General features: G+C 68.0%; 25 protein-coding genes. 17 read left to right on the forward strand and 8 right to left on the reverse strand.

Going from position 1 to position 23,123, the window contains the following annotated elements:
- From VLI63_RS08075 to VLI63_RS08085, 3 genes are all read left to right on the forward strand, one after another.
- Positions 1-1,631, forward strand: a 1,631-nt coding sequence (locus tag VLI63_RS08075) for a M13 family metallopeptidase (protein WP_409156329.1), incomplete at its 5' end; no start/stop codon positions are given.
- Complete coding sequence (locus VLI63_RS08080; protein ID WP_409156330.1) at positions 1,625-2,533, forward strand: serine hydrolase; 909 nt, start codon at positions 1,625-1,627, stop codon at positions 2,531-2,533. The genes VLI63_RS08075 and VLI63_RS08080, both read left to right, overlap by 7 nt.
- Positions 2,534-2,790: 257 nt before the next feature.
- Entirely contained in the window at positions 2,791-4,425 is a 1,635-nt protein-coding gene (locus VLI63_RS08085; protein ID WP_409156331.1) for a hypothetical protein, read from the forward strand.
- A gap of 131 nt (positions 4,426-4,556) precedes the next feature.
- On the opposite strand, the gene VLI63_RS08090 is transcribed toward VLI63_RS08085, so the two are convergent.
- On the reverse strand, positions 4,557-5,831 hold the full coding sequence (locus VLI63_RS08090) for a glutamyl-tRNA reductase (protein WP_409156333.1): 1,275 nt from the start codon (positions 5,829-5,831) through the stop codon (positions 4,557-4,559).
- Positions 5,832-5,921: 90 nt separating this feature from the next.
- Here VLI63_RS08090 and hemE point away from each other — a divergent pair, with 90 nt between their 5' ends.
- From hemE to hemL, 11 genes are all read left to right on the forward strand, one after another.
- Complete coding sequence (hemE, locus tag VLI63_RS08095) at positions 5,922-6,977, forward strand: uroporphyrinogen decarboxylase (RefSeq protein ID WP_409156600.1); 1,056 nt, start codon at positions 5,922-5,924, stop codon at positions 6,975-6,977.
- The gene (locus VLI63_RS08100) at positions 6,970-8,250 is read left to right on the forward strand and encodes a protoporphyrinogen/coproporphyrinogen oxidase (protein ID WP_409156334.1); all 1,281 of its coding nucleotides are present in this window, start codon (positions 6,970-6,972) and stop codon (positions 8,248-8,250) included. The genes hemE and VLI63_RS08100 overlap by 8 nt, the downstream gene beginning before the upstream one ends.
- A 71-nt stretch (positions 8,251-8,321) precedes the next feature.
- On the forward strand, positions 8,322-8,636 hold the full coding sequence (locus VLI63_RS08105) for a YtxH domain-containing protein (RefSeq protein WP_354573599.1): 315 nt from the start codon (positions 8,322-8,324) through the stop codon (positions 8,634-8,636).
- 7 nt (positions 8,637-8,643) lie between these two features.
- Positions 8,644-9,054, forward strand: coding sequence for a phage holin family protein (locus VLI63_RS08110; RefSeq protein WP_409156335.1), 411 nt, complete (start codon positions 8,644-8,646; stop codon positions 9,052-9,054).
- Positions 9,051-9,290 carry a DUF3618 domain-containing protein gene (locus tag VLI63_RS08115; RefSeq protein WP_409156336.1) on the forward strand — a complete coding sequence of 80 codons (240 nt, stop codon included), beginning with the start codon at positions 9,051-9,053 and terminating at the stop codon, positions 9,288-9,290. The genes VLI63_RS08110 and VLI63_RS08115 overlap by 4 nt, the downstream gene beginning before the upstream one ends.
- A 105-nt stretch (positions 9,291-9,395) precedes the next feature.
- The gene (gene hemQ / locus VLI63_RS08120) at positions 9,396-10,112 is read left to right on the forward strand and encodes a hydrogen peroxide-dependent heme synthase (protein WP_409156337.1); all 717 of its coding nucleotides are present in this window, start codon (positions 9,396-9,398) and stop codon (positions 10,110-10,112) included.
- Entirely contained in the window at positions 10,109-11,341 is a 1,233-nt protein-coding gene (locus tag VLI63_RS08125) for a ferrochelatase (RefSeq protein ID WP_409156339.1), read from the forward strand. Before hemQ ends, VLI63_RS08125 begins: the two co-directional genes overlap by 4 nt.
- Positions 11,338-12,294 (forward strand): hydroxymethylbilane synthase, encoded by a 957-nt coding sequence (hemC, locus tag VLI63_RS08130; RefSeq protein WP_409156341.1) that lies wholly within the window; start codon positions 11,338-11,340, stop codon positions 12,292-12,294. The genes VLI63_RS08125 and hemC overlap by 4 nt, the downstream gene beginning before the upstream one ends.
- Positions 12,291-13,082: a uroporphyrinogen-III synthase gene (locus VLI63_RS08135; RefSeq protein ID WP_409156342.1), complete on the forward strand. Its 792-nt coding sequence runs from the start codon at positions 12,291-12,293 to the stop codon at positions 13,080-13,082. The genes hemC and VLI63_RS08135 overlap by 4 nt, the downstream gene beginning before the upstream one ends.
- Positions 13,079-14,053 carry a porphobilinogen synthase gene (gene hemB / locus VLI63_RS08140; RefSeq protein WP_409156343.1) on the forward strand — a complete coding sequence of 325 codons (975 nt, stop codon included), beginning with the start codon at positions 13,079-13,081 and terminating at the stop codon, positions 14,051-14,053. The genes VLI63_RS08135 and hemB overlap by 4 nt, the downstream gene beginning before the upstream one ends.
- Before the next feature lie 50 nt (positions 14,054-14,103).
- The gene (gene hemL / locus VLI63_RS08145) at positions 14,104-15,471 is read left to right on the forward strand and encodes a glutamate-1-semialdehyde 2,1-aminomutase (RefSeq protein WP_409156344.1); all 1,368 of its coding nucleotides are present in this window, start codon (positions 14,104-14,106) and stop codon (positions 15,469-15,471) included.
- Positions 15,472-15,545: 74 nt separating this feature from the next.
- On the opposite strand, the gene VLI63_RS08150 is transcribed toward hemL, so the two are convergent.
- On the reverse strand, positions 15,546-15,947 hold the full coding sequence (locus VLI63_RS08150) for a DUF1304 domain-containing protein (RefSeq protein WP_409156345.1): 402 nt from the start codon (positions 15,945-15,947) through the stop codon (positions 15,546-15,548).
- Positions 15,948-15,989: 42 nt separating this feature from the next.
- The gene (locus tag VLI63_RS08155; protein ID WP_185202120.1) at positions 15,990-17,015 is read right to left on the reverse strand and encodes a 6-phosphofructokinase; all 1,026 of its coding nucleotides are present in this window, start codon (positions 17,013-17,015) and stop codon (positions 15,990-15,992) included.
- 118 nt (positions 17,016-17,133) lie between these two features.
- On the opposite strand from VLI63_RS08155, the gene VLI63_RS08160 reads away from it, so the two are divergent.
- Positions 17,134-17,565 (forward strand): DUF4190 domain-containing protein, encoded by a 432-nt coding sequence (locus VLI63_RS08160; protein WP_409156346.1) that lies wholly within the window; start codon positions 17,134-17,136, stop codon positions 17,563-17,565.
- Positions 17,566-17,619: 54 nt separating this feature from the next.
- On the opposite strand, the gene VLI63_RS08165 is transcribed toward VLI63_RS08160, so the two are convergent.
- Positions 17,620-18,105 (reverse strand): pyridoxamine 5'-phosphate oxidase family protein, encoded by a 486-nt coding sequence (locus VLI63_RS08165; protein WP_409156347.1) that lies wholly within the window; start codon positions 18,103-18,105, stop codon positions 17,620-17,622.
- A gap of 29 nt (positions 18,106-18,134) precedes the next feature.
- Positions 18,135-19,013, reverse strand: a complete 879-nt coding sequence (locus VLI63_RS08170) for a rhodanese-related sulfurtransferase (protein ID WP_409156348.1) — start codon at positions 19,011-19,013, stop codon at positions 18,135-18,137.
- Positions 19,014-19,072: 59 nt separating this feature from the next.
- On the opposite strand from VLI63_RS08170, the gene VLI63_RS08175 reads away from it, so the two are divergent.
- Both VLI63_RS08175 and VLI63_RS08180 read left to right on the forward strand, forming a co-directional pair.
- A complete protein-coding gene (locus tag VLI63_RS08175) occupies positions 19,073-19,993 on the forward strand; it encodes a DNA-3-methyladenine glycosylase family protein (protein ID WP_409156349.1) in 921 nt (306 codons plus the stop codon).
- A gap of 9 nt (positions 19,994-20,002) precedes the next feature.
- Positions 20,003-20,548, forward strand: a complete 546-nt coding sequence (locus VLI63_RS08180) for an acyl-CoA thioesterase (protein WP_409156350.1) — start codon at positions 20,003-20,005, stop codon at positions 20,546-20,548.
- A 43-nt stretch (positions 20,549-20,591) separates the two neighbouring features.
- On the opposite strand, the gene VLI63_RS08185 is transcribed toward VLI63_RS08180, so the two are convergent.
- From VLI63_RS08185 to VLI63_RS08195, 3 genes are all read right to left on the reverse strand, one after another.
- Complete coding sequence (locus VLI63_RS08185; protein WP_409156351.1) at positions 20,592-20,816, reverse strand: hypothetical protein; 225 nt, start codon at positions 20,814-20,816, stop codon at positions 20,592-20,594.
- 86 nt (positions 20,817-20,902) lie between these two features.
- Entirely contained in the window at positions 20,903-22,453 is a 1,551-nt protein-coding gene (locus tag VLI63_RS08190) for a phytoene desaturase family protein (RefSeq protein WP_409156352.1), read from the reverse strand.
- Between the two features lie 262 nt (positions 22,454-22,715).
- Complete coding sequence (locus VLI63_RS08195; RefSeq protein ID WP_409156353.1) at positions 22,716-23,072, reverse strand: UBP-type zinc finger domain-containing protein; 357 nt, start codon at positions 23,070-23,072, stop codon at positions 22,716-22,718.
- Positions 23,073-23,123: the final 51 nt, after the last annotated feature.

Genomic DNA, 23,123 nt, shown 5'->3' on the forward strand with positions numbered 1-23,123 from the left:
TTCTCGAGACCCTCGGGCGCCTCGAACGTCAGGGAGTCAGCGGCTTCTTCCAGCTCTACATCGACAACGATCCGGGCAATCCGGAACGCTACATCGCGCTCTTCGAACAGGGCGGGCTCGGCCTCCCCGACGAGAGCTACTACCGCGAGGAGAAGTTCGCCGACATCCGAACCGCCTATGTCGGTTACCTGGAGAAGATGCTGTCCCTTGCCGGGCTGCAGGAGGCGCGGGATCGGGCCGGGCGCGTGCTCGCCCTCGAGACCGCAATCGCGGGGTTCCACTGGGACAATGTGACATCCCGCGACTCCGAGAAGACCTACAACCTCAGCACCTGGACGGCTCTCGTGACCACGGCCTCCGAGGCGACCGACGGCCCGGATCTCAACCGCTGGCTCGACGCGCTGGATGCCCCGGCCGGAGTCTTCGACGAGCTGGTGCTCCGGCAGCCGTCGTTCCTCGAGGGAGTCGCGTCGCTGCTCGATGCCGGCCACCTCGAGTCCTGGACCGACTGGCTGCGCTGGCAGGTCATCCGCTCCGCCGCCGCCTATCTGTCGGACGAATTCGTCGAGGCGAACTTCGACTTCTACGGGCGCACTCTCACCGGCACCCCCGAACTCCGCGACCGTTGGAAGCGGGGAGTCTCCCTCGTGGAGGGGGCGATGGGCGAGGCGGTCGGCCGCATCTACGTGGAGCGGCACTTTCCCCAGGGCGCTAAAGCCGCGATGGACGTGCTCGTCGGCAACCTGGTGGAGGCGTACCGCCAGAGCATCACCGGACTGGCCTGGATGACCGCGCCCACTCGCGTGCGGGCCATCGAGAAGCTCGACAAGTTCACGCCGAAGATCGGCTATCCCGTGAAGTGGCGCGACTACTCGTCGCTCGAGATCAGCGCCACCGATCTCATCGCGAACGTGCGGGCGACCAGCGAGTTCGAGTTCCAGCGAGAGCTCGGCAAGATCGGAACACCGCTCGATCGCGACGAGTGGTTCATGACCCCGCAGACCATCAACGCGTACTACAACCCCGGGTTCAACGAGATCGTGTTTCCCGCGGCCATCCTGCAGTACCCGTTCTTCGACGAGGCCCGAGATGCGGCAGCCAACTATGGCGCGATCGGAGCGGTGATCGGCCACGAGATCGGCCACGGATTCGACGACCAGGGCTCGAAGTACGACGGCGACGGCCGACTCACCGACTGGTGGACCGCGGCCGACCGCGACGCGTTCGAGAAGCTCACGGGTTCGCTGATCGAGCAGTACAACGAACTCGCCCCCCGCCAGGTGCCCGACCATCACGTGAATGGCGCTCTCACCATCGGCGAGAACATCGGCGACCTCGGCGGCCTGTCGATCGCGTGGAAGGCCTACCTGATCTCCCTCGACGGCGAGCAGCCCCCGGTGATCGACGGGTTGACTGGCGCGCAACGGTTCTTCCTCTCCTGGGCGCAGGCGTGGCAGCAGAAGGGGCGGGATGAGGAGGTCATCCGACTGATCTCGATCGACCCGCATTCGCCCAACGAGTTCCGCTGCAACCAGATCGTGCGCAACATCGACGGCTATTACGACACCTTCAGCGTCACCGCAACGGATGAACTCTGGCTCGACCCGGAAGACCGCGTGACCATTTGGTAGTTGGCACCCGGGATCACGAGCGCCGGGAGCGACTGCGCGCACCACGCGTCGGTCGCCACCGCGGAGTCGGCGGAGCCGAGAGCTTCTCCGGCGGCTTCACCGCGCTCGCCCAACTGGCCTACGCCGGGGCTACGGTCTCCGCCAGCGTCATCGACCTGCGCAGCGGTCTCACGCTGGTGTCGATCGACGATCGGGTCGCGATGCCCACCGCGAGCGTCGGCAAGATCCTGTTGCTCATCGAGGTCGCGGCGCGCATCACCGCCCGCGATGCGGCCGGCTTCGGCATCCTCGACAAGACGCCGGGGGATGCGGTCGGCGATTCCGGCATCTGGCAGCGGTTGCAGGCGCCCGCGCTGCCGGTGACCGACCTCGCGCTGCTCGTCGGCGCCACCAGTGACAACCTCGCGACGAATGTGCTGCTGCGGCAGGTGGGTCTCGACTCCGTGCGGGCGCGCGGCGAGCAACTCGGGCTCTCGCGCACGGCGCTACTCGATCTGGTGCGGGACCACCGCGGTCCGGATGATGCGCCGCAGTTGTCCATCGGATCCGCCGCCGAACTCTCGTGGTTGTTCTCCGCCCTCGCCCGCGGTCAGGTCGTGGACGCGGTCACGAGCAAGCGCGTACTCGGCTGGCTGTCTCACAACGCGGACCTCTCGATGGTCTCGAGCGCGTTCGGGCTCGATCCGCTCTCCCATCGCACGCCCGACTCGGGACTGCAACTGATCAATAAGACCGGCACCGACGCGGGAGTGCGGTCGGAGGCCGGTCTGCTGAGTGGATCCCGCACCGGAGTCGCCTACGCCGTCACGGTGCAATTCAGTGGTGCCGATCTCGCCGCGCGGCTCCGCGTGCTCGAGGCGATGCGCACTTTCGGATTCGATCTCCTGGAGTACGTGTTCTAGTACCCCCCGTTCGAGTGGTACTCATACGGGGCACAGTTCGTGTAACGTTCCCTGAAGAACAGCTGTCTGAACCCGAAATCCACGCTGTGCTGAAATAACAGAAGTCCCCCACCCGAAACCCATCGGTTACCCAGCCGAACTGACGCCCCCGACGTCTGCATGACAGCCTCTCGATCGCCCCCCGAAGCGTACAGAGGCAACACTGTAATGCTCCCTGCCGAAGGCCGACGTAAATCTCCATTACCCAGGAGCACGTCATGAAGAGAACCCTTGCCGCAATCACGACGATCGTGATCGCGGTCGGCCTTGCCATCACCGGAGTGTCCACCGCCAGTGCGGACGATGCTGTCCCTCCGGTCACCTCCGATGTGGCGCCGGTACCAGGTCCGGCGGCAACGGACGTCCCGGCCCCCACGCCGTCGCCATCGGTTGCGCCGACGGCCAAGACGTCCACGCCGTACCCCTCGGCATCGCCGAGCCCGAGCCCGTCGGCTTCGCCGAACCCGTATCCCACCCCTAGCCCGACGCCGACCTCCACGTCGATCCCGACCGCTGGCAATGGTCCCTGCCTCCCGGCATCCGCGGTGTCCTACACCTACGCCCCCGCCACGAACAGCGGGTCGGTGACCGTCACGGCTCAGCCGTACTTCAGCACGCTGCTGTGTGACCCCATCTTCATCACCGCCGCGAGCTGGAAGTACACGACGACGGCCTTCTGGCCACAGGTGCTCGACTCCTCGAAGACCAACAACGTGACCATCTCCAAGGTCGGCAGCTATGCGTACGGCGCCGAAGTGACCTGCGGCCAGGGTGACATCTACGCGCGCACCGGCTCCTACATCGTGCCGACACCCACCCTGGAAAGCCCTCAGGCCTGGGAGAAGTTCCTCAGCGGCATGGGTCTGAAGACGACCACTCCCGGCAACACCTACGTGCAGACGCCGGTCGGCTGCGCCGAGATCCCGACCCTTCCCCTGGTGGACCCCACGCCGGTCACCTTCGTCGACACCTGCGGCACCGAGGCTGACAGGGTGGTGATCCCCGCTCTCACCAGCGAGGACCACTTCACCTACTCGACCTCCGACGCCACGTCGGAGAGTGGCGTGCGCACGGTCACCGTCACTGCTGCGCCAGACAAGGGCTACGGCTTCAGCTTGGATGCCGTGACCTCGTGGTCCCACACCTTCAAGACCGACGCCCAGAACAACTGCGTGACGATCCCCGGTGACCCGGAGGCCGTCGGCCAGACCTGTGCCGTCTCCGCCGACGGAGTGGTCAGCGGCTACCTCACGGTCGCACCGGTCACGGGCGTGGTCTACACGATCCACCCGGTCACGCCGACCGGGGCGGACATCACGGTGACCACAGAGAAGACCAACGTGGCTCCGGGCGACTACCTGATCACCGCGGCGGCCGAACCGGGCTACATCCTCTCCGGGGTCACCGAATGGCAGCGCACGGTCGAGGACAACGCGGTGGACTGCAACCTGCCGACCGACGCCTTCCTGCCCTCATCCGTGAGCTGGGTGAACCAGACCTGCTCTGCGGGCGGAACGGTCAGCGGCTACATCGCCATCGACCCGAACGACTTCCTCAGCTACTTCGTCGGCACCACCCAGCTGGTCTCCGCTCGCACGGCGTTCGAGCCGGGAACCTACGTCGTGACGGTGGTTGCTCCTCCCGGGGACACGATCGACGGCCCCTCCAGCTACACGGCGACCATCACGAAGCCGGATACCAGCTGTGGAAACCTCGACCCGCAGAGCCTCACCACGCTGGCCTTCACCGGCTTCGACTCGGGAGCCGGCTACCTCGCGGTGGCCTCCGCATTCCTGATGCTCGGTACGGCCCTCGTGTTCAGCGCACGTCGCAAGGACAAGGCCAAGGCCTAAGCGACCAAGACGACACGCCTCGCACTGACCTCTGGTCGGTGCGGGGCGTGTTCTTTGTGCGGGGAGACCAGCGTGACGGTGCCGACTGCCCCGAAGGCGATGAAGCCAGGGCGGTGTGAACTACCGAGGGCTCAGGCCTGGAGGTCGCCGCGGGTCTCTTCTGCCGGGGTCGCAGCCGAGGTGGCGATGCCGAAGAGTGCGGTGACGGCATCGCTGAACGACTGGGCCTCTCCGGCTCGTGCGAGCTCCCTGGCGCGGACCGACGGCGTGTGCAGAAGCACCCCGGTGAGGTGACGCAGTGCCGCCTCGACCCGTCCATCCTCGTCGCCGCGAGCCCGTGCCCGCGCGATCTCGGTCTCCAGCAGGCCGAAGACGTGAGTGCGGAGCGCCACCACAGAGGGGGTGAGCTGTTGCTCGGTGATCGTCGCAGCGAATTCGGAGGCCGCGCTCGAGACGAGGGCGCGGGCATCCGTCGTCGCCGTGAGCTCTTCGAGGGGCGCATGCAGGCTGATGGTCTCGAGGTCGAGCAGCTCCGTGCCCGCCACGGTCGCGACATCGGGGTGCACGTTGCGCGGCAGCCCGAGGTCGATCACGATGCGACGTGCGTTTCCCGCAGAGGGAGACAGGTGGGCAGCGGAGACGACCGGTGCTTCGGTGGTGGTGCAGGTGATCACGACGTCTGCGGCGGCGAGGGCGGCGACGAGGTCGATGCTCGCCGTGAGCCCGAGCCGCAGCGCGAAGCGGGCAGCGCGGCCGGACGGGGAGTACACCGTGACATCCTCCGCCCCACGGTCGCGGAGCGCGGCGACGGTGGTGGCGGCGTACTGGCCGGTGCCGATGATCAGCACGCGGGTGGCCGACCAGTCCGCGATGCGACTTGAGGCGAGTTCGAGCCCGAGGCGCACGAGCGATCGGCCCGCACCGCCTATGGCGGTCTGGTTCTTCACCTCGCGCGAGGTGTTGGCCGCCTGTTGAAAGAGGCGTTCCAGCGCGGATGAGGTGGTGCCCGCCGCACGCGCCTGCTCGAGTGCTCGGCGCACCTGGCCGGAGATCTCGTCTTCGCCGACGATCACCGACTCGAGACCGGAGCTGACCGAGAAGAGATGCTCCGCGACGTCGTCGCCGCTCAACACCGTGACCGTCTCGCGCAGTGCCGCGGGGTCTATGCCGCTCGCGGCGCTGATCACCTGCACCGAGTTCTCCACCGCAACGGCCGTGGCCGCGGTGAGCGGCTCATCGATTTCGAGATAGGCCTCGAAGCGATTGCAGGTGGCGAGCACGACCGCTCCGGAGACGAAATCACCGTCATTGACCAGGATGCCCGCCGCCTGTGGTGCACCCACCGAGAGCTTTTCGAGAATCTCGAAGCTCGCGTTGCGATGGTTGGCGGTCAGACAGAGAAGCACCTCCCCAGCCTACGTCTGGTCGGGATGGTCCGGCGGCGTAAGGCACTCCCAGCCCCCTCGCCCATACTTAATCACGTGAAGCTTCCAGCCATGCATCCCCTGATCGACGGCCGCACGGCTGATTCTCCGCTCATCCGGGCCTACCGCGGGGATCGTCCATCGACCACCCCGGTCTGGTTCATGCGCCAGGCGGGACGCTCGCTGCCCGAGTATCGAGCACTCCGCGTCGGCACCAAGATGCTCGACGCCTGTCTCGATCCAGAGCTGTCGAGCGAGATCACCCTGCAGCCGGTGCGGCGCCACGGAGTGGACGCCGGCATCTTCTTCAGTGACATCGTCGTGCCGCTCAGGCTCGCCGGTGTGGATGTCGACATCGTGCCGGGTCGCGGTCCGGTGCTCGGGGCTCCCCTCCGCACCGCAGCGGATGTCGCGACCCTCCGCCCTCTCGAACCGGACGCCCTCGCCCCCATCACCGAAGGGGTCGCGCGCACGGTCGCCGAGCTCGGCAACACCCCGCTGATCGGATTCGCCGGCGCACCATTCACCCTCGCCGCTTACCTGGTCGAGGGTGGTCCTTCGAAGGACCACCTGCGTGCCCGCACCCTCATGCACGCAGACCCCGCGACCTGGGATGCCCTGCTGAGCTGGGCGGCGGATGTCACCGGGGCCTTCCTCCGCGCGCAGGTGCTCGCCGGTGCCAGCGCGGTGCAGCTGTTCGACTCCTGGGTCGGTTCTCTCTCCGTCGCCGACTACGAGAGCCGTGTCGCCCCGTTCTCCCGGCAGGCGATCGCGCACGTGTCGGATCTCGGCGTGCCCGTGGTGCACTTCGGGGTGGGCACTGGCGAGTTGCTTCGGTCGATGCACGCGATCGGAGTGGACGTGATGGGCGTCGACGATCGGCTGCCGCTCGATACGGCATCCGCTCGACTCGGCTCCGCGGTGCCGCTGCAGGGCAACATCAATCCCGCTCTTCTCGCGGCTCCGTGGCCGGTGCTCGAAGCCCACGTGCTCGACGTGATCGAGCGGGGGAGGGCCGCCAGCGCCCACGTGCTGAACCTCGGGCACGGCGTACCGCCGGAGACGGACCCCGACGTGCTCACCCGCATCGTGAGGCTCGCCCACGCGCCCGCTGCCGTCCATGCCTAGCGCGATCATTGTTGGCGGGGGCATCGCCGGGTTGGTGATGGCCCGCGAGCTCGTGCTCGGCGGTCTCGACGTGACGCTGCTGGAGGCATCAGACCACCTCGGCGGCAAGATCGCCCGGCACACCGTGGCCGGGATCGAGCTCGATGCCGGTGCCGAGAGCTTCGCGACCCGCCGCGACACCGTCGCCGGCCTCGCACGCCAGCTCGGCCTCGAGGCAGCCATCACCCCGCCGAATCCGCAGGGGGCGTGGCTGCAGACCGCACAGGGCAAGGCGTTCCCTCTGCCCAAGACCGGCATCCTCGGCATCCCGGGAACCGCGCTCGCTGCCGACGTGATCGCTGTCGTCGGCTTCTGGGGGGCCTTTCGTGCCCAGCTCGACGAACTGCTGTTCGGCTTCGCCGGGTCGAAGGAGCGAAACCTCGGGCGGCTGGTGCGCCGACGGATGGGGCGTCGCGTACTCGAACGGTTGGTGGCACCGGTGACTCTCGGCATCCATTCCCGGCATCCCGATGAACTGGACATCGACGTCGTGGCCCCTGGACTGCGCAAGGCAATGCTCGCCACCGGCTCGCTCTCGCACGCCGTGCGCTCGCTGCGGAGTTCCGCACCGGCCGGCACCGCGGTATCGGGATTGGTGGGCGGCATGTTCGGCCTGGTCGAGGTGCTGACCAGGGATCTTGAACGATTCGGCGTCTCGATTCGACTCGACTCCCCGGTTGCCGCGGTCGACGCGTCGACGGTGACCCTGGCCGATGGCGACATTCTCGAGGCCGACATCGTGGTGCTCGCGACCCCCCTCGCGTCGCCGGGTGCGCCGGCGATCGTGCTCGCTACCCTCGTCGTGGATGCCCCGGAGCTGGATGCCGCCCCCCGCGGGACAGGAATGCTGGTGGCGCGTGATCCCGCAGACCCACGGTTGCGGGCCAAAGCACTGACCCATGCGACAGCCAAGTGGGAATGGCTCGCCGCGCGCGTTCCGCCTCACCGCCATGTGCTGCGGCTTTCCTATGACGGGGTGGCAGCGGGGCAGGCAAGCGACGCCCAGCTGCGCGAATGCGCTCTCCGCGATGCGGGCGCGCTGCTCGGGGTGGGCATCGACGCGGCATCCGTCGTCGCATTCGCCCGGGTCGACTGGAGCGCTCCGGCGCGCGGTGTCGAGGCCATCGTCGGGGTGACGGTGGTGGGCGAGGGGGCAGCCGGCACCGGCCTCGCCGCCGTCGTCGCTCACGCTCGACAAGAGTCTGGACGTTTGCTGGAAGAGGTGGAGGCCTAGCCTCCGGGGGCTACTGTGGAACTGACCCCCAGACATATGCCCATTCGGGCACGCACAGGACGGAGCAAATCATGCGAGGCAAAATTCTGCTCGTCGTCGGACTGGCCGCCGGCTATGTGCTCGGCGCCAAAGCCGGACGCGGTCGTTACGAAGACATCAAGCAGGCCACGAGCAAGCTGTGGGGAGACCCGCGGGTACAGCGCCAGGTGAAGAACGTCGAAGGACGCGCCAAGGAATTCGCCAAGGACAAGGCCCCGGAGGTCGTCGACTTCCTCAGCGACGGAGCCAAGAAGGTCGTGTCGCAGGTCGGAAAGTCCGGATCGTCGAAGTCCCCGGCGTCACGCTCGGCGGCGGCGGCCAAACCGGCATCCGCGAGCGGAAAGTAGTTCGACAGTGAACGACGACACCACCTCGCGAAAGTCGCTCTTCGCCCTGATCGCGGACCTGCCGAGGCTCGTCATCGGACAGGTGAAGAACGAGATCGAGCAGTTCAAGAGCGAGTTGATCGCGAAGCTGAAGCACGCGGGCATCGGCGTCGGCCTCTTCGCCGGTGCCGGATTCGTCGCATTCTTCCTCTTCGCCGTGCTCATCGCCGCGGCGATCCTGGCCTTCGCCACGATCGTGCCGGGCTGGCTCGCGGCGCTCATCGTCGCCGCCATCCTGCTGGTGATCGTGGTCATCCTCGTGCTCGTCGGGCTGCGCCAGGTGAAGCAAGGGGTGCCGCCCGTACCCACCGAGACGATCAAGAGCGTCAAGAAAGACGTCAACACCCTCAAGGGCCTGGGAAAGCGGGAGAACCGATGAGCGACACCACACCGTCCGAATCGCTTGAGACCCGCATCAGGACCAACCGTTCTGAGCTCGAGGAGACCCTCGACGCGATCGAAGACAAACTCAATGTGCCGAAGCAGGTCGGCAAACTGACAGCTAAAGCGCAGTCCTCGTACGAGGAGAACCCCGTACCGTGGATCATCGGAGCGACCGCAGCAGTGGTCGTCATCGGCGGCATCGTGGCCTGGGCGATCTTCGGCAACGACTAGATAATTCTGACGATGTCGATTCGCTACGACCCGTAGCGAACATACTCTCGCGCAGGCGCACGGCCGCTTTTTGTTCTCGCAGCGATGCGGGGGAGGATAGACGGCATGAGCACCACCCCGATCCCGAACGGGCATCCCGTCGGAGAGCCTGCGACCACAGAAGACCACACCACGACGGGCTACACCCTCTGGGCGGTCTTCCGCCGGGATGGCACGGTGCCGGCGGGCGACGATGTCGCGTCGCTTTCGAGCGCGGTCGCCGCGGTGGAAGCAGCAGGGGTCACCGTGCGCGGGTTCTACGACGTCTCGAGCCTTCGTGCCGACGCCGACCTGATGATCTGGCTGCACGGTGGCACTCCCGAGACCCTGCAGTGGGGGCTGCGCGAACTTCGTCGCAGCACTCTTCTGCGCACCATGCTGCCGACCTGGAATGCAATGGGCGTGCACGTCGACGCCGAGTTCTCTGCCAGCCACCGCCCCGCGTTCATGCGGGACAAGGAGCCGGAGGCCTGGCTCACGGTCTATCCCTTCGTGCGCTCGTACGAGTGGTACATCCTGCCGGAGGAGGAACGCCGCGGAATGCTGGCGGACCACGGGCGCAAGGGCGGCGCCTACCCGCAGGTGCTCGCCAACACCGTGGCATCCTTCGCTCTCGGCGACTACGAGTGGATCCTGGCGCTCGAAGCGCCGCAACTCGTCGACCTCGTCGACCTGATGCGTCACCTCCGCCAGACCGAGGCGCGCCGACACGTGCGCGAAGAGGTGCCGTTCTACACGGGACGTCGCATCGCCATCTCCGAGATCGCGGAGGTGCTGCGATGACCATCACCAATGGAGAGCTGGCCGGGGAACTCGTTCGAGGAGCCACGGATGCGGCCAAGCACGGTCCGGAGCACGTGACCGAACCGACCGCCTATGACGCCATCCTGCTCGCGAGCTTCGGTGGTCCCGAGGGTCAGGGCGACGTGATCCCCTTCCTGCGCAACGTGACCCGCGGCCGGGGCATCCCCGACGAACGTCTCGAAGAAGTGGCGCACCACTATCGTGCCTTCGACGGCATCAGCCCGATCAATCAACAGAACCGCGAGCTCAAGGCCGCGCTCGAGGCAGAGCTCGAGCGTCGCGGCATCGACCTGCCGGTGCTGTGGGGCAATCGCAACTGGGCTCCGTTCATCCGCGATGCGGTCGCCGAGGCGAACGATCGCGGATTCACGAAGCTCATCGCCATCGGCACGAGCGCCTACAGCTCGTATTCCAGTTGCCGCCAGTACCGCGAGGACTACGCGGCGGCCCTCACCGACACCGGTCTCGACGGCGTGATCCAGATCGACAAGGTCCGCCAGTTCTTCGACCACCCGGGGTTCGTCACCCCGTTCGTCGACGGGCTGCGCACCGGCCTCGCCGAAGTCGCTGCTGCGGGCATCCCGCTCAGCGAGACCCATGTGCTGTTCTCCACCCATTCGATTCCGTCGACGGATGCCGCCAAGAGCGGCCCTTCGTTCCGCGGGTTCGGCGAGGGCGGCGCCTATGAGGCGCAGCACCGGGCGGTGGCGGAGGTCGTGATCGCGGCCCAGGATGAGAACGGTCCCGATGCGGCCGTTCCCGATGCGACCGCCGAGCGAGCCGCTCGATCGTCGGAGGCCTGGAGCCTCGTGTTCCAGTCGCGCAGTGGACCCCCCACCCAGCCCTGGCTCGAGCCCGACATCAACGACGCCATCCGTGATCTCGCGGCGGACGGCATCCGCGCGGTCGTGATCGTGCCCCTCGGGTTCGTGAGCGACCACATGGAAGTGAAGTGGGATCTCGACACCGAGGCGATGGAGACCTCGAATGAGCTCGGCGTGCTCGCGATCCGCGTGCCGACCCCGGGTATCCACGCGGCCTACGTCTCCGGGCTCATCGACCTCGTGCTCGAGCGCCGCGACGGCGTCCCTGTGGCGGAGCGGCCCTCCCTCACCGAACTCGGCCCCTGGTACGACGTGTGCCGATCGGGCTGCTGTGAGAACGTGCGCCTCGGATTCAAACCCGCGCTCGCGGGGCAGACTCCGTGAGTGGATCCGGAACCACCCTTCGCATCGGCACCCGCGGCAGCGCTCTCGCCCTTGCTCAGACCGGTGTGGTCGGGGCCGCCGTGGCCAAGGCATCCGGTCTCGAGGTGGAGATCGTTCCGATCGCCACCGAAGGAGACCACTCGACCGCGTCGCTTGCGACCCTCGGCGGCACCGGTGTCTTTGCGAGCGCGTTGCGCGAAGCGCTCATCGCCGAGACCTGTGACCTCGTCGTGCACTCTCTCAAGGACCTGCCGACCGAGGCCTATCCCGGACTGCGGATCGGCGCCATCCCGAAGCGGGCGGATGCTCGGGACGCCCTCTGCGCGCGCGACGACCTCACCCTCGAGGCCCTGGCGCCCGGGTCGCGAGTCGGCACGGGCTCGCCGCGTCGGGCGGCCCAGCTGCGCGGCTGGCGCCCCGACATAGAGGTCGTCGACATCCGGGGCAACGTCGATACGCGCCTGCGCAAAGTGGCCGATGGCGAGCTCGATGCGGTGGTGCTGGCGGCCGCCGGCCTCGGGCGCATCGGTCGCCTCGATGCCGTCTCCGAGTATTTCGAGCTCGGCAAGTGGGCGACGGCGCCGGGCCAGGGCGCTCTCGCCATCGAGGTGCGAGACAGCTATTCGAGCACCTTTGCCGCGATGCTGAAGGCCATCGATCATCCGTCGACCCGCCTCGCGGTGCTTGCGGAGCGGGCGGTTCTCGCCCGCCTGGAGGCCGGCTGCGCCGCCCCGATCGGGGCCGCGGGCGTCGTCGACGGCGAAATGCTCTTCCTCACCGCCACGGTGTACGCACCCGATGGCACGAGTTCGGTCACCAGTTCGCACGCCCTGGTGCTCGAGGGCAGCCCGACCGAGCGTGCCCTCCTGCCGGCGGAGCTCGGGGACCGGGTCGCCGGCGAGCTCCTCGCCCTCGGCGCCGCCGACATCGCTCCGATCGGATCCCTCACGTGAACCCCTACCGCAGCCTCAAACCCCTCTCCGGCTGGCGCGTGCTCGTGCCGCGCGGCGGCAACTGGGGTGACGGTGTCGCCGCCAACCTGCGCACCTACGGTGCCGTGCCGGTGATCGCGCCCATGATCAATTTCGCCAGCGCCGAGAACGCGATGGAGCTCTCCGATGCACTCAAGCGCCTCGAGCAGGGCCGGTTCGACTGGCTGGTGATCACGAGCGCCACGACCGTGGATGTGCTGATCAGCCAGCAGGTGACGATTCCGCCGACCACCCGCATCGCGGCCGTCGGCGAGACGACGGGAGCCGCACTCACCCTCGCCGGCTATCAGGTGGACTTCGTGCCCGAGAGTGACAACTCGGCGAGGGGGCTCGTGAAGGAGTGGCCAGCATCCGACATCGTCGGGCGAGTGCTCATCCCCCAGTCGGATATCGCCGAGCCGACCCTGGTCGCCGGCCTCGCCACCCTCGGTCTCGAGGTCGAGTACGTCTCGGCCTACCGAACCGTCGGAGTCCCGGTGTCGGAGCACGTGGCGGCGGATGTCGCGTCCGGTCGCATCCGCGCCGTGCTCATCACCTCCGGCAGCGTCGCGCGCCAGATGCAGGCCCAGCTCGCGCCCCTGCCCGAAGACACGGTGGTGGCGGCCATCGGCCCGCGCACGGCATTCGACGCCCGCGCCGCGGGGCTCACCGTGCACGTGATCGCGGAGTTCCGCTCCGCCAGCTCCCTCGTGGAGGGTCTCGCGGAGTACGTGATCGCCCACGGCGACGACCAGGGAGCCGTGTCATGACCGGGCCGAGCATCCGTCCCCGGCGCTTGCGGGCCACACCGGCGATGCGCCGGCTGGTCGCGGAGACCCGGATTCATCCGGCAGAGCTCGTACTGCCCATGTTCGTGCGCGAGGGCATCCGGAAGCCGGTACCGATCTCCTCGATGCCCGGTGTGGTCAACCATTCTCTCGATTCGCTGCGGCGTGCGGCGGTCGAGGCCGCCGAGGCGGGGGTCGGGGGTGTCATGCTGTTCGGCATCCCGGAGCACAAGGACGCCATCGGCTCCGGCGCGACGGCGGATGACGGAATCCTCAACCTCGCCACCCGTGCGGTCGTCGCCGAGGTCGGCGACGCCGTCGTGGTGCAGACGGACCTCTGCCTCGACGAGTTCACCGACCACGGCCACTGCGGGGTGCTCGCTGCGGACGGCAGCGTCGACAACGATGCCTCCCTGTTGCGGTACCGGGACATGGGCGTCGCACAGGCTGCTGCCGGATCGCAGCTCCTGGGGCTCAGCGGCATGATGGACGGCCAGGTCGCCGCGGTTCGCGACGCCCTCGACAGTAACAGCTTCGCCGGCACCGCCATCCTCGGCTATGCCGCCAAGTACGCCTCGGCGTTCTACGGGCCATTCCGGGAGGCCGTCGATTCCTCGCTCGTCGGCGACCGGCGCACGTACCAACTCGATGCCGGCAACCGCCGCGAAGGCCTCCGAGAGGTGCTGCTCGACGTCGAAGAGGGCGCCGACATCGTGATGGTGAAGCCCGCCATGAGCTTCCTCGACGTGCTGGCCGACGCCGCTGCCGTGAGCCCGGTGCCCGTGTGGGCGTATCAGGTCTCCGGCGAGTACGCGATGATCGAGGCCGCGGCGGCCAATGGCTGGATCGATCGCCGCCGCGCGGTCGAGGAGTCGGTCGTGAGCATCAAACGCGCCGGAGCCGACGCGATCCTCAGTTACTGGGCCGTCGAACTGGCGGGGTGGCTGCGCTGATGGGACTGTGCTTCTGATGGGACTGTGCTTCTGATGGGATTGTGTTTCTGATGGGCGCGAACGAGACCTACTTCACCCGGGCGAAGCTCTCTATTCCCGGCGGGGTTAATTCGCCGGTGCGGGCCTATGGTTCGGTCGGCGGAACCCCCCGATTCATGGTGTCGGCCAGAGGTGCCTACATCACGGATGCCGACGGGCGCGAATATGTGGACCTCGTCAGCTCCTGGGGGCCGGCGATTCTCGGCCACGCGCATCCGTCCGTCGTCAAGGCGGTGCAGGATGCCGCGGCTCGCGGACTGTCGTTCGGGGCGTCCACTCCCGGCGAGACCGAGCTGGCCGAACTCGTGCGCGAGCGTGTGCGCGTTGAGGAGACCAACAGTTCCGGCCAGCTGACCGGGTCGGTGCAGAAGGCGATCGAGAAGATCCGTCTCGTGTCGACCGGCACAGAGGCGACCATGACGGCCATCCGCCTCGCTCGGGGATTCACCGGGCGTGAGCTGCTCGTCAAGTTCGCCGGCCACTACCACGGGCACTCCGACGCCCTTCTCGCGGAAGCCGGATCCGGTCTCGCGACTCTCACGATGCCCGGCTCGGCCGGCGTCACTGCCGCGACCGCCGCACAGACGATCGTGCTGCCCTACAACGACCTCGACGCGGTGCGTGCGCTTTTCGCGGTGCAGGGCACCAAGATCGCTGCGGTGATCGTGGAGGCAGCATCCGCCAACATGGGGGTCGTGCCGCCGGATCGCGGATTCAACCGCGAGCTCGCGGCCATCGCTCGAGAGAACGGCGCGCTCGTGATCTTCGACGAGGTGCTCACCGGCTTCCGGGTGGGACCGGCCGGCTGGTGGGGCCTCGAGGCCGCCCGGGTCGTGCCTGACGGCGCGGGCTGGATCCCCGATCTCTTCACCTTCGGCAAGGTCATCGGGGGAGGGATGCCTCTCGCGGCGCTCGGGGGGCGGGCCGACGTGATGGACTTCCTCGCACCACTCGGCCCTGTCTACCAGGCAGGCACTCTCAGTGGCAATCCGGTGGCCGTCGCCGCCGGTATCGCCACGCTTCGAGCTGCGGATGCGTCGGTCTACGCCCGACTGGACGCCGTGGCCGACCAACTCGCCTCCGCCGTGTCGACCGCCCTCGGCGCCGAGGGCGTGGAGCACTCCGTGCAGCGCGCGGGCAACCTGTTCTCGTTCGCGTTCGCTTCCAGTAAGCCGCGAAACTATGACGAGGTGCGCGCGCAGCAGTCCTTCCGCTACCCGCCGTTCTTCCACTCGATGCTCGATGCAGGGGTGTCCCTTCCGCCCTCGGTCTTCGAGGCCTGGTTCGTCACGGCCGCGCACGACGAGGCGGCGGTGTCACGCATCCTCGAGGCGCTGCCGGCGGCGGCGAAAGCAGCGGCTGCGGCGGTGCCCGCGTAGTCTCCTTCGGCGGTAGCGGGCCGTCCGCGGGCAACCAGCGGCCAACTCGACGAGGGGGAGACCAGCGGACCAGGTCAGCCGAGAAGGCCAGACACCAGCAGGAAGAGCAGTCCGATAAACGGCGGCACGCCCTGGATGAGGGCGGACCGCCGGGTCGTCTTGGACGACAGCAGCAGTACAAGGGCCGCGAGCACCATGCTGCCGGCGCCGACGACGATCAGCGTGATCGCCACCGGCAGCGATACGGCGAGCAAGGCCACTCCGAGCCCGGCCTCCACCGCGAGGAAGAGGTTGTAGAACCCCTGGTTGAAGGCCATCGGCTTGATGGTTTCGGCATCCGCCTGGCTGCGGATGCCGAAGATCCTCCAGGTGGCGGGCTTCGTCCAGTTCACGCTCTCCAGCGTGAAGATGTACACGTGCAGGAGGGCGGCGATCGACACGAAGATCGCGCCGATGACGAGGAGCGCAGGGTTCATGTGAGCCAGTGTGCCAGATGGGCGATTGTGAAGGACGCGAGATCAGCCGAACAGGATCGCGGCCTCGTCGTAGCGGGACTGTGGCACGGTGTTGAGCTTGCCGAGGGCATCCTCGAAGGCGACGTGGGTGATGGACGTGCCACTCAGCGAGACCATCCGGCCCCAGCGGGCGTGGATCACGGAGTCGACGGCGGCCATGCCGTACCGCGTCGCGAGCACGCGGTCGTAGGCGGTCGGCGTGCCGCCGCGCTGGATGTGGCCGAGCGTGGTCGCGCGCGTCTCGATGCCCACCCGCGCCTCGATCTCCGGGGCGATGAGCTCCCCGATGCCGCCGAGGCGGGGGCGCCCGAAGGCGTCGAGTCCTCGCTCGGAGTGGGCGTCATCCATGGTGTCGAGGTGGAAGCCCTCGGCGACGACCACCAGAGGTGCACGCCCCCGGTCCACCACGGACTGCACCCACGCCACGATCTGGTCCATCGAGGTCTTCTGTTCGGGGATGAGGATGGCGTGCGCCCCGGCCGCCATGCCAGAGTGCAAAGCGATCCAGCCGACGTGCCGCCCCATCACCTCGGCGACCATGCAGCGTCCGTGCGAGTCGCCGGTGGTGCGGAGGCGGTCCATGGCATCCGTCGCGATCTGCACGGCGGTATCGAAGCCGAAGGTGTAGTCCGTCGCCGAGAGGTCGTTGTCGACCGTCTTCGGCACGCCGACGATCTTGATGCCGGCATCCGTCAGGCGCTTGGCGGCCGCGAGCGTCCCCTCGCCGCCGATCGCGATCAGGGAGTCGACCCCGAGTCGCTCCATGTTGGCGCGCACGACCTCCGCCCCGCCGTTCTCTTCGAAGGGGTTGGTGCGGGAGGTTCCGAGGATGGTTCCCCCCTGCTTGCCGATGCCCTGGATGTCTTTGCGCTCCAGGGGGATGATGTCGCCCTCGACGACACCGCGCCAGCCGTCGCGAAAGCCGACGAACTCCTGTTTGTAGATCTGTGTGCCCTTGAGAACGGCGCCGCGGATGACCGCGTTCAGCCCGGGGCAGTCTCCGCCGCTGGTGAGGATTCCAATGCTCATGTGCCCATCATTCCGTAGGTTGGTCCGCACGCCGATCACACCCGTGCCGGAGGCGCTCGCTAGAGTCGAGGAAAGCGCAGACCACGGGGGGATGCGCGCCCACGATCCAAGGAGCATCATGTCTGAACTCAACGGGGTTCCGAATCCTCATCCGTCCGACGGGCAGCCTCCGGTGACCCCTCCTCCGCCCGCGGCCCCGGATGCCTACGCCGCATCCACCCCGGTCGCGCCGGCCTACGCCCAGCCGTACCCGCAGGCCGAGGTCAACCCCGGTCGCACGCTCGGGATCGTCGGCTTCATCCTCGCCTTCTTCGTGAGTCCCGCCGGCATCATCGTGAGTGCGATCGGCCTGGTGCGCTCCCGCAAAGCCGGCCAGAAGAACGGACTGGCGCTCGCCGGCCTCATCCTGTCGATCGTCTTCCTGATTCTCACCGTCGTCCTGATCGTCGCGGTGGCGGGGGCTGCGGTCGCCCTCGTCAACCAGTGCGCGGACCTCGGGGGCGGCGTGCAGCAGATCAACGGCGTCACCGTCACCTGCCCGTCTCGCTAGTCCTCGCAGCAAGAACGGCCCCGTCACCAGACGGGGCCGTTCTTCGTGCGCCGGTTACAGGTCGACGGTCTTGTTCTCTCCGATGTCGGGCTGGCCACCGGTGACGGCGGCCTTCGCAACCTTGAAGAAGATCACGGGCTTCGGGTCGTCGGTGGACCAGTACTCCGCTGCATCCGCGTGCACCTTGATGAGAGCGATGGTGGGATCTTCCTTGCCCTCCGGGAACCAGGCCTCGACCCGCTTGCTCCACAACTCGTCGACCTTGGCGGCATCGTGCACGATCTCGGCCGTGCCGGCGATCGAGACGTAGCCCTTTCCCGATTCCAGCGAGACGTTCACCTGGGGGTTCGCGGCGATCTCCGTCGTCTTGTCGGAGGGGTCCTGGCTGAAGAACCAGAGGTCGCCATCGAACTCGACCTCCTGGACGGCGAGCGGACGGCTCGTCAGCTGTCCGTGGTCGTTGACGGTGGTGAGCAGGGCGATGCGCGAGGCCTTGATGAGCTCGGCGACTGTGGCGATTTCTTCCTGATTAGCGGTCATGCGGCGCACGGTACCCGCGAAAAGCGGGCTTAGCTACCGACCGTCAGCGGATGCTCGGCGCAGGCCGTCTCTGGGGCGTGCTGCTCGCACACCACCAACTGCACCCGGCAGGCGGGGTCGGAGCAGTTCTGCATGTGCTTCGTGGCGGCGCCGCACCGGTAGCAGCGGCCGATCACCGCGGAATCCGGGCTGAAGTCCATCGACATGCGATTGTCGAAGACGTAGAGCGAGCCCTTCCAGAGGCCGGAGTCACCATAGGCCTCGCCGTATCTCGCGATGCCGCCGTCGAGCTGGAACACGTTCTCGAAGCCGCGGCTGATCATGAGCGAACTGAGCACTTCGCAGCGGATGCCCCCGGTGCAGTAGGTCACGATCGGCTTGTCTTTGAGGTGGTCGTAGGCGCCGCTGTCGAGCTCGGCCACGAACTCGCGGGTGCTGCTCACCTGAGGCACCACGGCATTCTCGAACCTTCCGATCTGCGCCTCGAAGGAGTTGCGCCCGTCGAAGAAGACGACCTCCTCGCGGGCGACGAGTTCGTGCAGCTGCTGGGGACTGAGCCTGGTGCCGCCGCCGATCACTCCCGTTTCGTCGACCCGCAGCTCTCCCGGGGCGCCGAAGCTCACGAGCTCGTCGCGCACGCGCACGCTGAGGCCGGGGAAGTCGTTTCCGGCGCCCTCGCTCCACTTCACGTCGAGGTTCTTGAAGGCGGGGTACTCGCGCGTGGTGCGCAGGTAGGTCTTGACGTCGCTCAGTTCCCCGCCGACCGTAGCGTTGATGCCGTGTTCCGAGACGATGATGCGACCGCCCAGACCGAGGGATCGGCAGAGGTCGCGCTGCCAGAGCCGGATCGCGTCGGGGTCGGCGAGCGGGGTGAAGACATAGAACAGCAGGATCTTGGGGACGGCCACCGATCGAGTCTAATTTCTGCGGCGGTCTGCTCCCGGCGGTGCCCCGTATTCTCGAGGGCATGGAACAGGCGCCGCTTCGCAGCAGCTACAGCCCGCCGCATCCGCTCGATCTCGCCCAGACGCTGCGACCGCTCAGTCGCGGAATGGCCGACCCGACGATGCAGTGGGATGCTTCGGGCGTCTGGCGCACGATGCCGACGCCACTCGGCTCTGCGACCCTCCACCTCTCCCGTGACCGCGGCACGGTGCATGCCACGGCGTGGGGGGATGGCGCGGAGTGGGCGATCGACGCGGTGCCGGAGCTGCTCGGCGCTGGCGACGACCCGGGGGACTTCGATGTGTCGCAGAACTCGTTTCTCCACGATTCGCACCGTCGTAACCCCGGACTTCGGCTGCTGCGCACCGGTCTCGTGCTGGAGATGATGATCGCGGCGATCTTCGAGCAGAAGGTCACCGGCAAGGAGGCCCGCCGCGCCTGGTCTGCGCTCGTGCGCGCCCACGGGGAGAGTGCTCCCGGACCGGCGCCGACCGGCATGCGCGTCTTCCCCTCTGCCTACGCCTGGCGCATGATCCCCTCCTGGGAGTGGCACAGCGCGGGGGTCGACCCGCAGCGCTCCCGCACGGCCATCGCCGCGGCATCCGTCGCCGGAGGGCTCGAGCGCACGCTCGCCCTCGGTCGGGGCGGTGCCGAGGTCACGAAGCGGCTGCGGAGCGTGCCAGGAGTCGGCATCTGGACGGCGGCGGAGACGACCCAGCGCGCGCACGGCGACGCCGACTCGGTGAGCGTCGGCGACTACCACCTGCCTGCGGTGGTCGGCTGGGCCCTGATCGGCGCGCCCGTCGATGACGACGGGATGCTCGAGCTCCTCGCCCCGTGGGCCGGCCATCGACAGCGTGTGATGCGACTCATCGAGGCGAGCGGCTTCGCGAAACCCCGCTTCGGGCCACGGATGACCATCCAGGACCACCGTCGCCATTAGCGTTGTCCCGTGCACCTCATCTTTCGGACCTTCCTCGTCTGGCTGCGCCGCAACGGCCCGCGGCTCGACCCGCACGACGTCGGCCGCATGACCTTTCGCGTGCTCCCCACCGATCTCGACGTGCTCGGCCACATGAACAACGGCGTGTACCTGTCGATCATGGATCTCGGGCGCATGGATCTCCTGCAGCGCTCCGGCGTCTGGTCCCGGCTGTTGAGGGCCGGATTCTTTCCGGTGATGGCGGATGAGACGATCAGTTTTCGGCGTTCCCTGATGCCGTGGCAGCGCTTCACGCTCGAAACCCGCATTGTCGGTTACGACGCAAAGGCGGTCTACGTCGAGCAGCGCATGGTCGTCGCGGGTGAGATCTACGCGCGCGCGACCACGCGCGGCCGCTTCGTGAAGAAGTCCGGCGGCACCGTCACCACGGCAGAGGTCGCTGAGGTGGCTGGCATCGATATCAGCGGTCGTCCGCTGCCAGAGTGGGTGGCGCGCTGGGCCTCGGATGTCGCACTCCCGGCCGCGCGCGCCGCGGCTCCGAGCGAGTGGGACTAGTCTCCCGGCCGGGTGGTCTCGCCTCGGGAATGAGGAAGTCCGCTTAGACGGAGTCGGGCTGCTCGAGCACGTCAGGCTGGTCAGCCGTGTCGGGCCCTGCCGTTTCCTCCGGATGAGCGCCGAGCGGACCGCCTCCGAAATCGGCGGCGCGGGCGGCATCCGCGCTCTGGCGCAGAAGCGCATCGGCCTCGGCCTGAGCAGCAGCCGCCTCTGACTCGTCGCCCGCGGCGGCACCGCCCTGGTTCGCGAATTGGTCGAACGTTGCCATGGCGAAGCTCCTAGATCCGGCGGCATTCTCGTCCACGCCGCTTCGCACGAGTTTAACCGCCTCCGTTGCGGGAGGCAAAGGCCGGGCTAGTGGCGCTCGAGCACGGCCATCGCGGCGTTCTGTCCACCGAGGCCGCTCACGCCACCCCCGCGCTGGGCGCCGGCTCCACACAGCAGGATCCTCTCGTGCGCGGTGGCGACACCCCAGCGTTCGGCCGCAGTGCCGAGATCGGCCGAGTCTTCGGCGAAAGGCCAGGACAGCGGGGCGTGGAAGATGTTGCCGCCGGGCAGCCCGAGGGCCGCCTCGAGGTCGTGGGTGGTCTTCGTCTCGATGCAGGGACGGCCCGCGGCATCCGTCAGCAGCAGCGACTCGATGGGCTCGGCGAGCACACTGTCGAGGGAGTCGATCACGGCGCGTTCGAGAGCCGCACGCACGCTCTCGTTCGTGGTCGAGGTGACCAGTCGATGCGGAGTGTGGAGCCCGAAGACGGTGAGAGTGTGCGCGCCGGAGGCCGACAGCTCCGGGGAGAGGATGCTCGGATCGGTGAGCGAATGGCAGTAGATCTCGGCCGGAAGCGGGCTCGGGATGTCGCCGCCGGCTGCCGCCCGGAACGCGCGTTCGAGCTGGTCGTAGCCCTCGTTGATGTGGAAGGTGCCGCCGAACGCCGCGGCCGGATCGAGCGACGCATCGCGGAGGCGGGGCAGTCGGCGCAGCAACAGGTTGACCTTCACCTGGGCGCCCTCGGCCGGTTCGCCGGGCTCGCCGAGCAGTCGCGACAGCACACTCGGAGCGACGTTGGAGAGCACTGTTCCGGCGTTCACAACGCGCTCGTCATCGCCGAGGCGATAGCGCACCTCGCCATCCGGGGTGATCGAGACCACCTCGGCGCCGGTGACCATGGTCGCACCGGCCGTGCGAGCGGCACCGGCCAGGGCGCTGGTGACCGCGCCCATGCCGCCCACCGGAACGTCCCAGTCCCCGGTGCCGCCACCGATCACGTGGTAGAGGAAGCAGCGGTTGGCGGCGAGGGTCTCGTCGTTGGCGGGAGCGAAGGTGCCGATGAGGGCGTCCGTCAGCACGACTCCGCGCACGAGGTCGTCGTCGAAGCTGCGCTCGATGACCTGGCCGAGGGGGCGCTCGATGAAGTCGATCCAGTTCGTGTCATCCACCAGGCGTCGCAGCTCAGAGCGGCGAAGCAGCGGCTCGGTCATGGTGGGGAACACGGCTCGAGCGAGGGCGCCGGTTCGGCCGTAGAAGCTCTGCCAGGCGTCGAAGTCGGCTCCCAGGGACTCGAATGAGCGCCGCGTGGCCCGGGCGTCGCCGTTGTCCACGAGCAGCCCGCGGCCGGTACCGGGAAGTGGAGTGTAGGAACTGTACCGACGCCGCATGAGGCGGATGTCCAGTCCGAGATCCCGGATGATGGCCGATGGCAGCAGGCTGACAAGGTAGGAGTACCGCGAGAGCCGGGCGTCGATCCCTTCGAAGGCCTGCGCCGAGACGGCGGCGCCCCCGAGATGACCGAGTTTCTCGAGCACCGTGACCGAACGCCCGGACTGGGCGAGATAGGCCGCCGCGACGAGTCCGTTGTGGCCACCGCCGACGATGACGATGTCCTGCAGGCTCCTCGTGCTGTTCACTCGTCTGCGCCGCAGAGGCTCAGGCTGAGGGTGCTGGACGGGAGGACTGTCGACGGGTCGGCCATGAAGCCGATCCTACGAGGGCGCACCCGGGGTGCGCCTTCGAATGAGATCCGAACCTCGCCCTCGAACCGGGCGGTATCGATCTCGGACGGCCGACCCGACCGGCTCGCCGTGACGAGTCGACCTCCTTCGGTAGGGCAACCGGCCCGTGACCGGCGGCGGCCCCGGCACTCCCGCCAGGGCGCCTCATACCGATCTGCTAGCGCTGCTCCAACAGCCTTCCCTGCCAGTCCTGGGGCACCCGCTCCGCCGGGCCGGGAGTGGACTGAGCGACGGGATGACTCTCGGGGGGAGCGAGCTCCGGGCCCTCGAAGGTCTCCGAAGTCGCGTAGCTGTAGAACCAGCTCTCGCCAGGCTCGAAGGAGCGGATGACCACGTGCCCCGAGGCAGTCGCGTGCGCGGTGGCATGGCGGCCGAGCGAATCGTCGCAGCATCCGATGTGGCCGCAGGTGGCACACCGTCGGAGATGAAACCACCAGCCCTCGGATGCCTCGCACTCGACACAGCCGGTCGAGCTCGGGACCGCAGTCGTATCGATAGCACTCGTTTCGCGCATGCATTCATTGTGGACCCGCGGGCCCCGCCGCGCCCCAAGTAGTCTCGATAC

The sequence above is a fragment of the Lacisediminihabitans sp. H27-G8 genome (genome assembly GCF_046156175.1).
Lineage (GTDB): Bacteria > Actinomycetota > Actinomycetes > Actinomycetales > Microbacteriaceae > Lacisediminihabitans.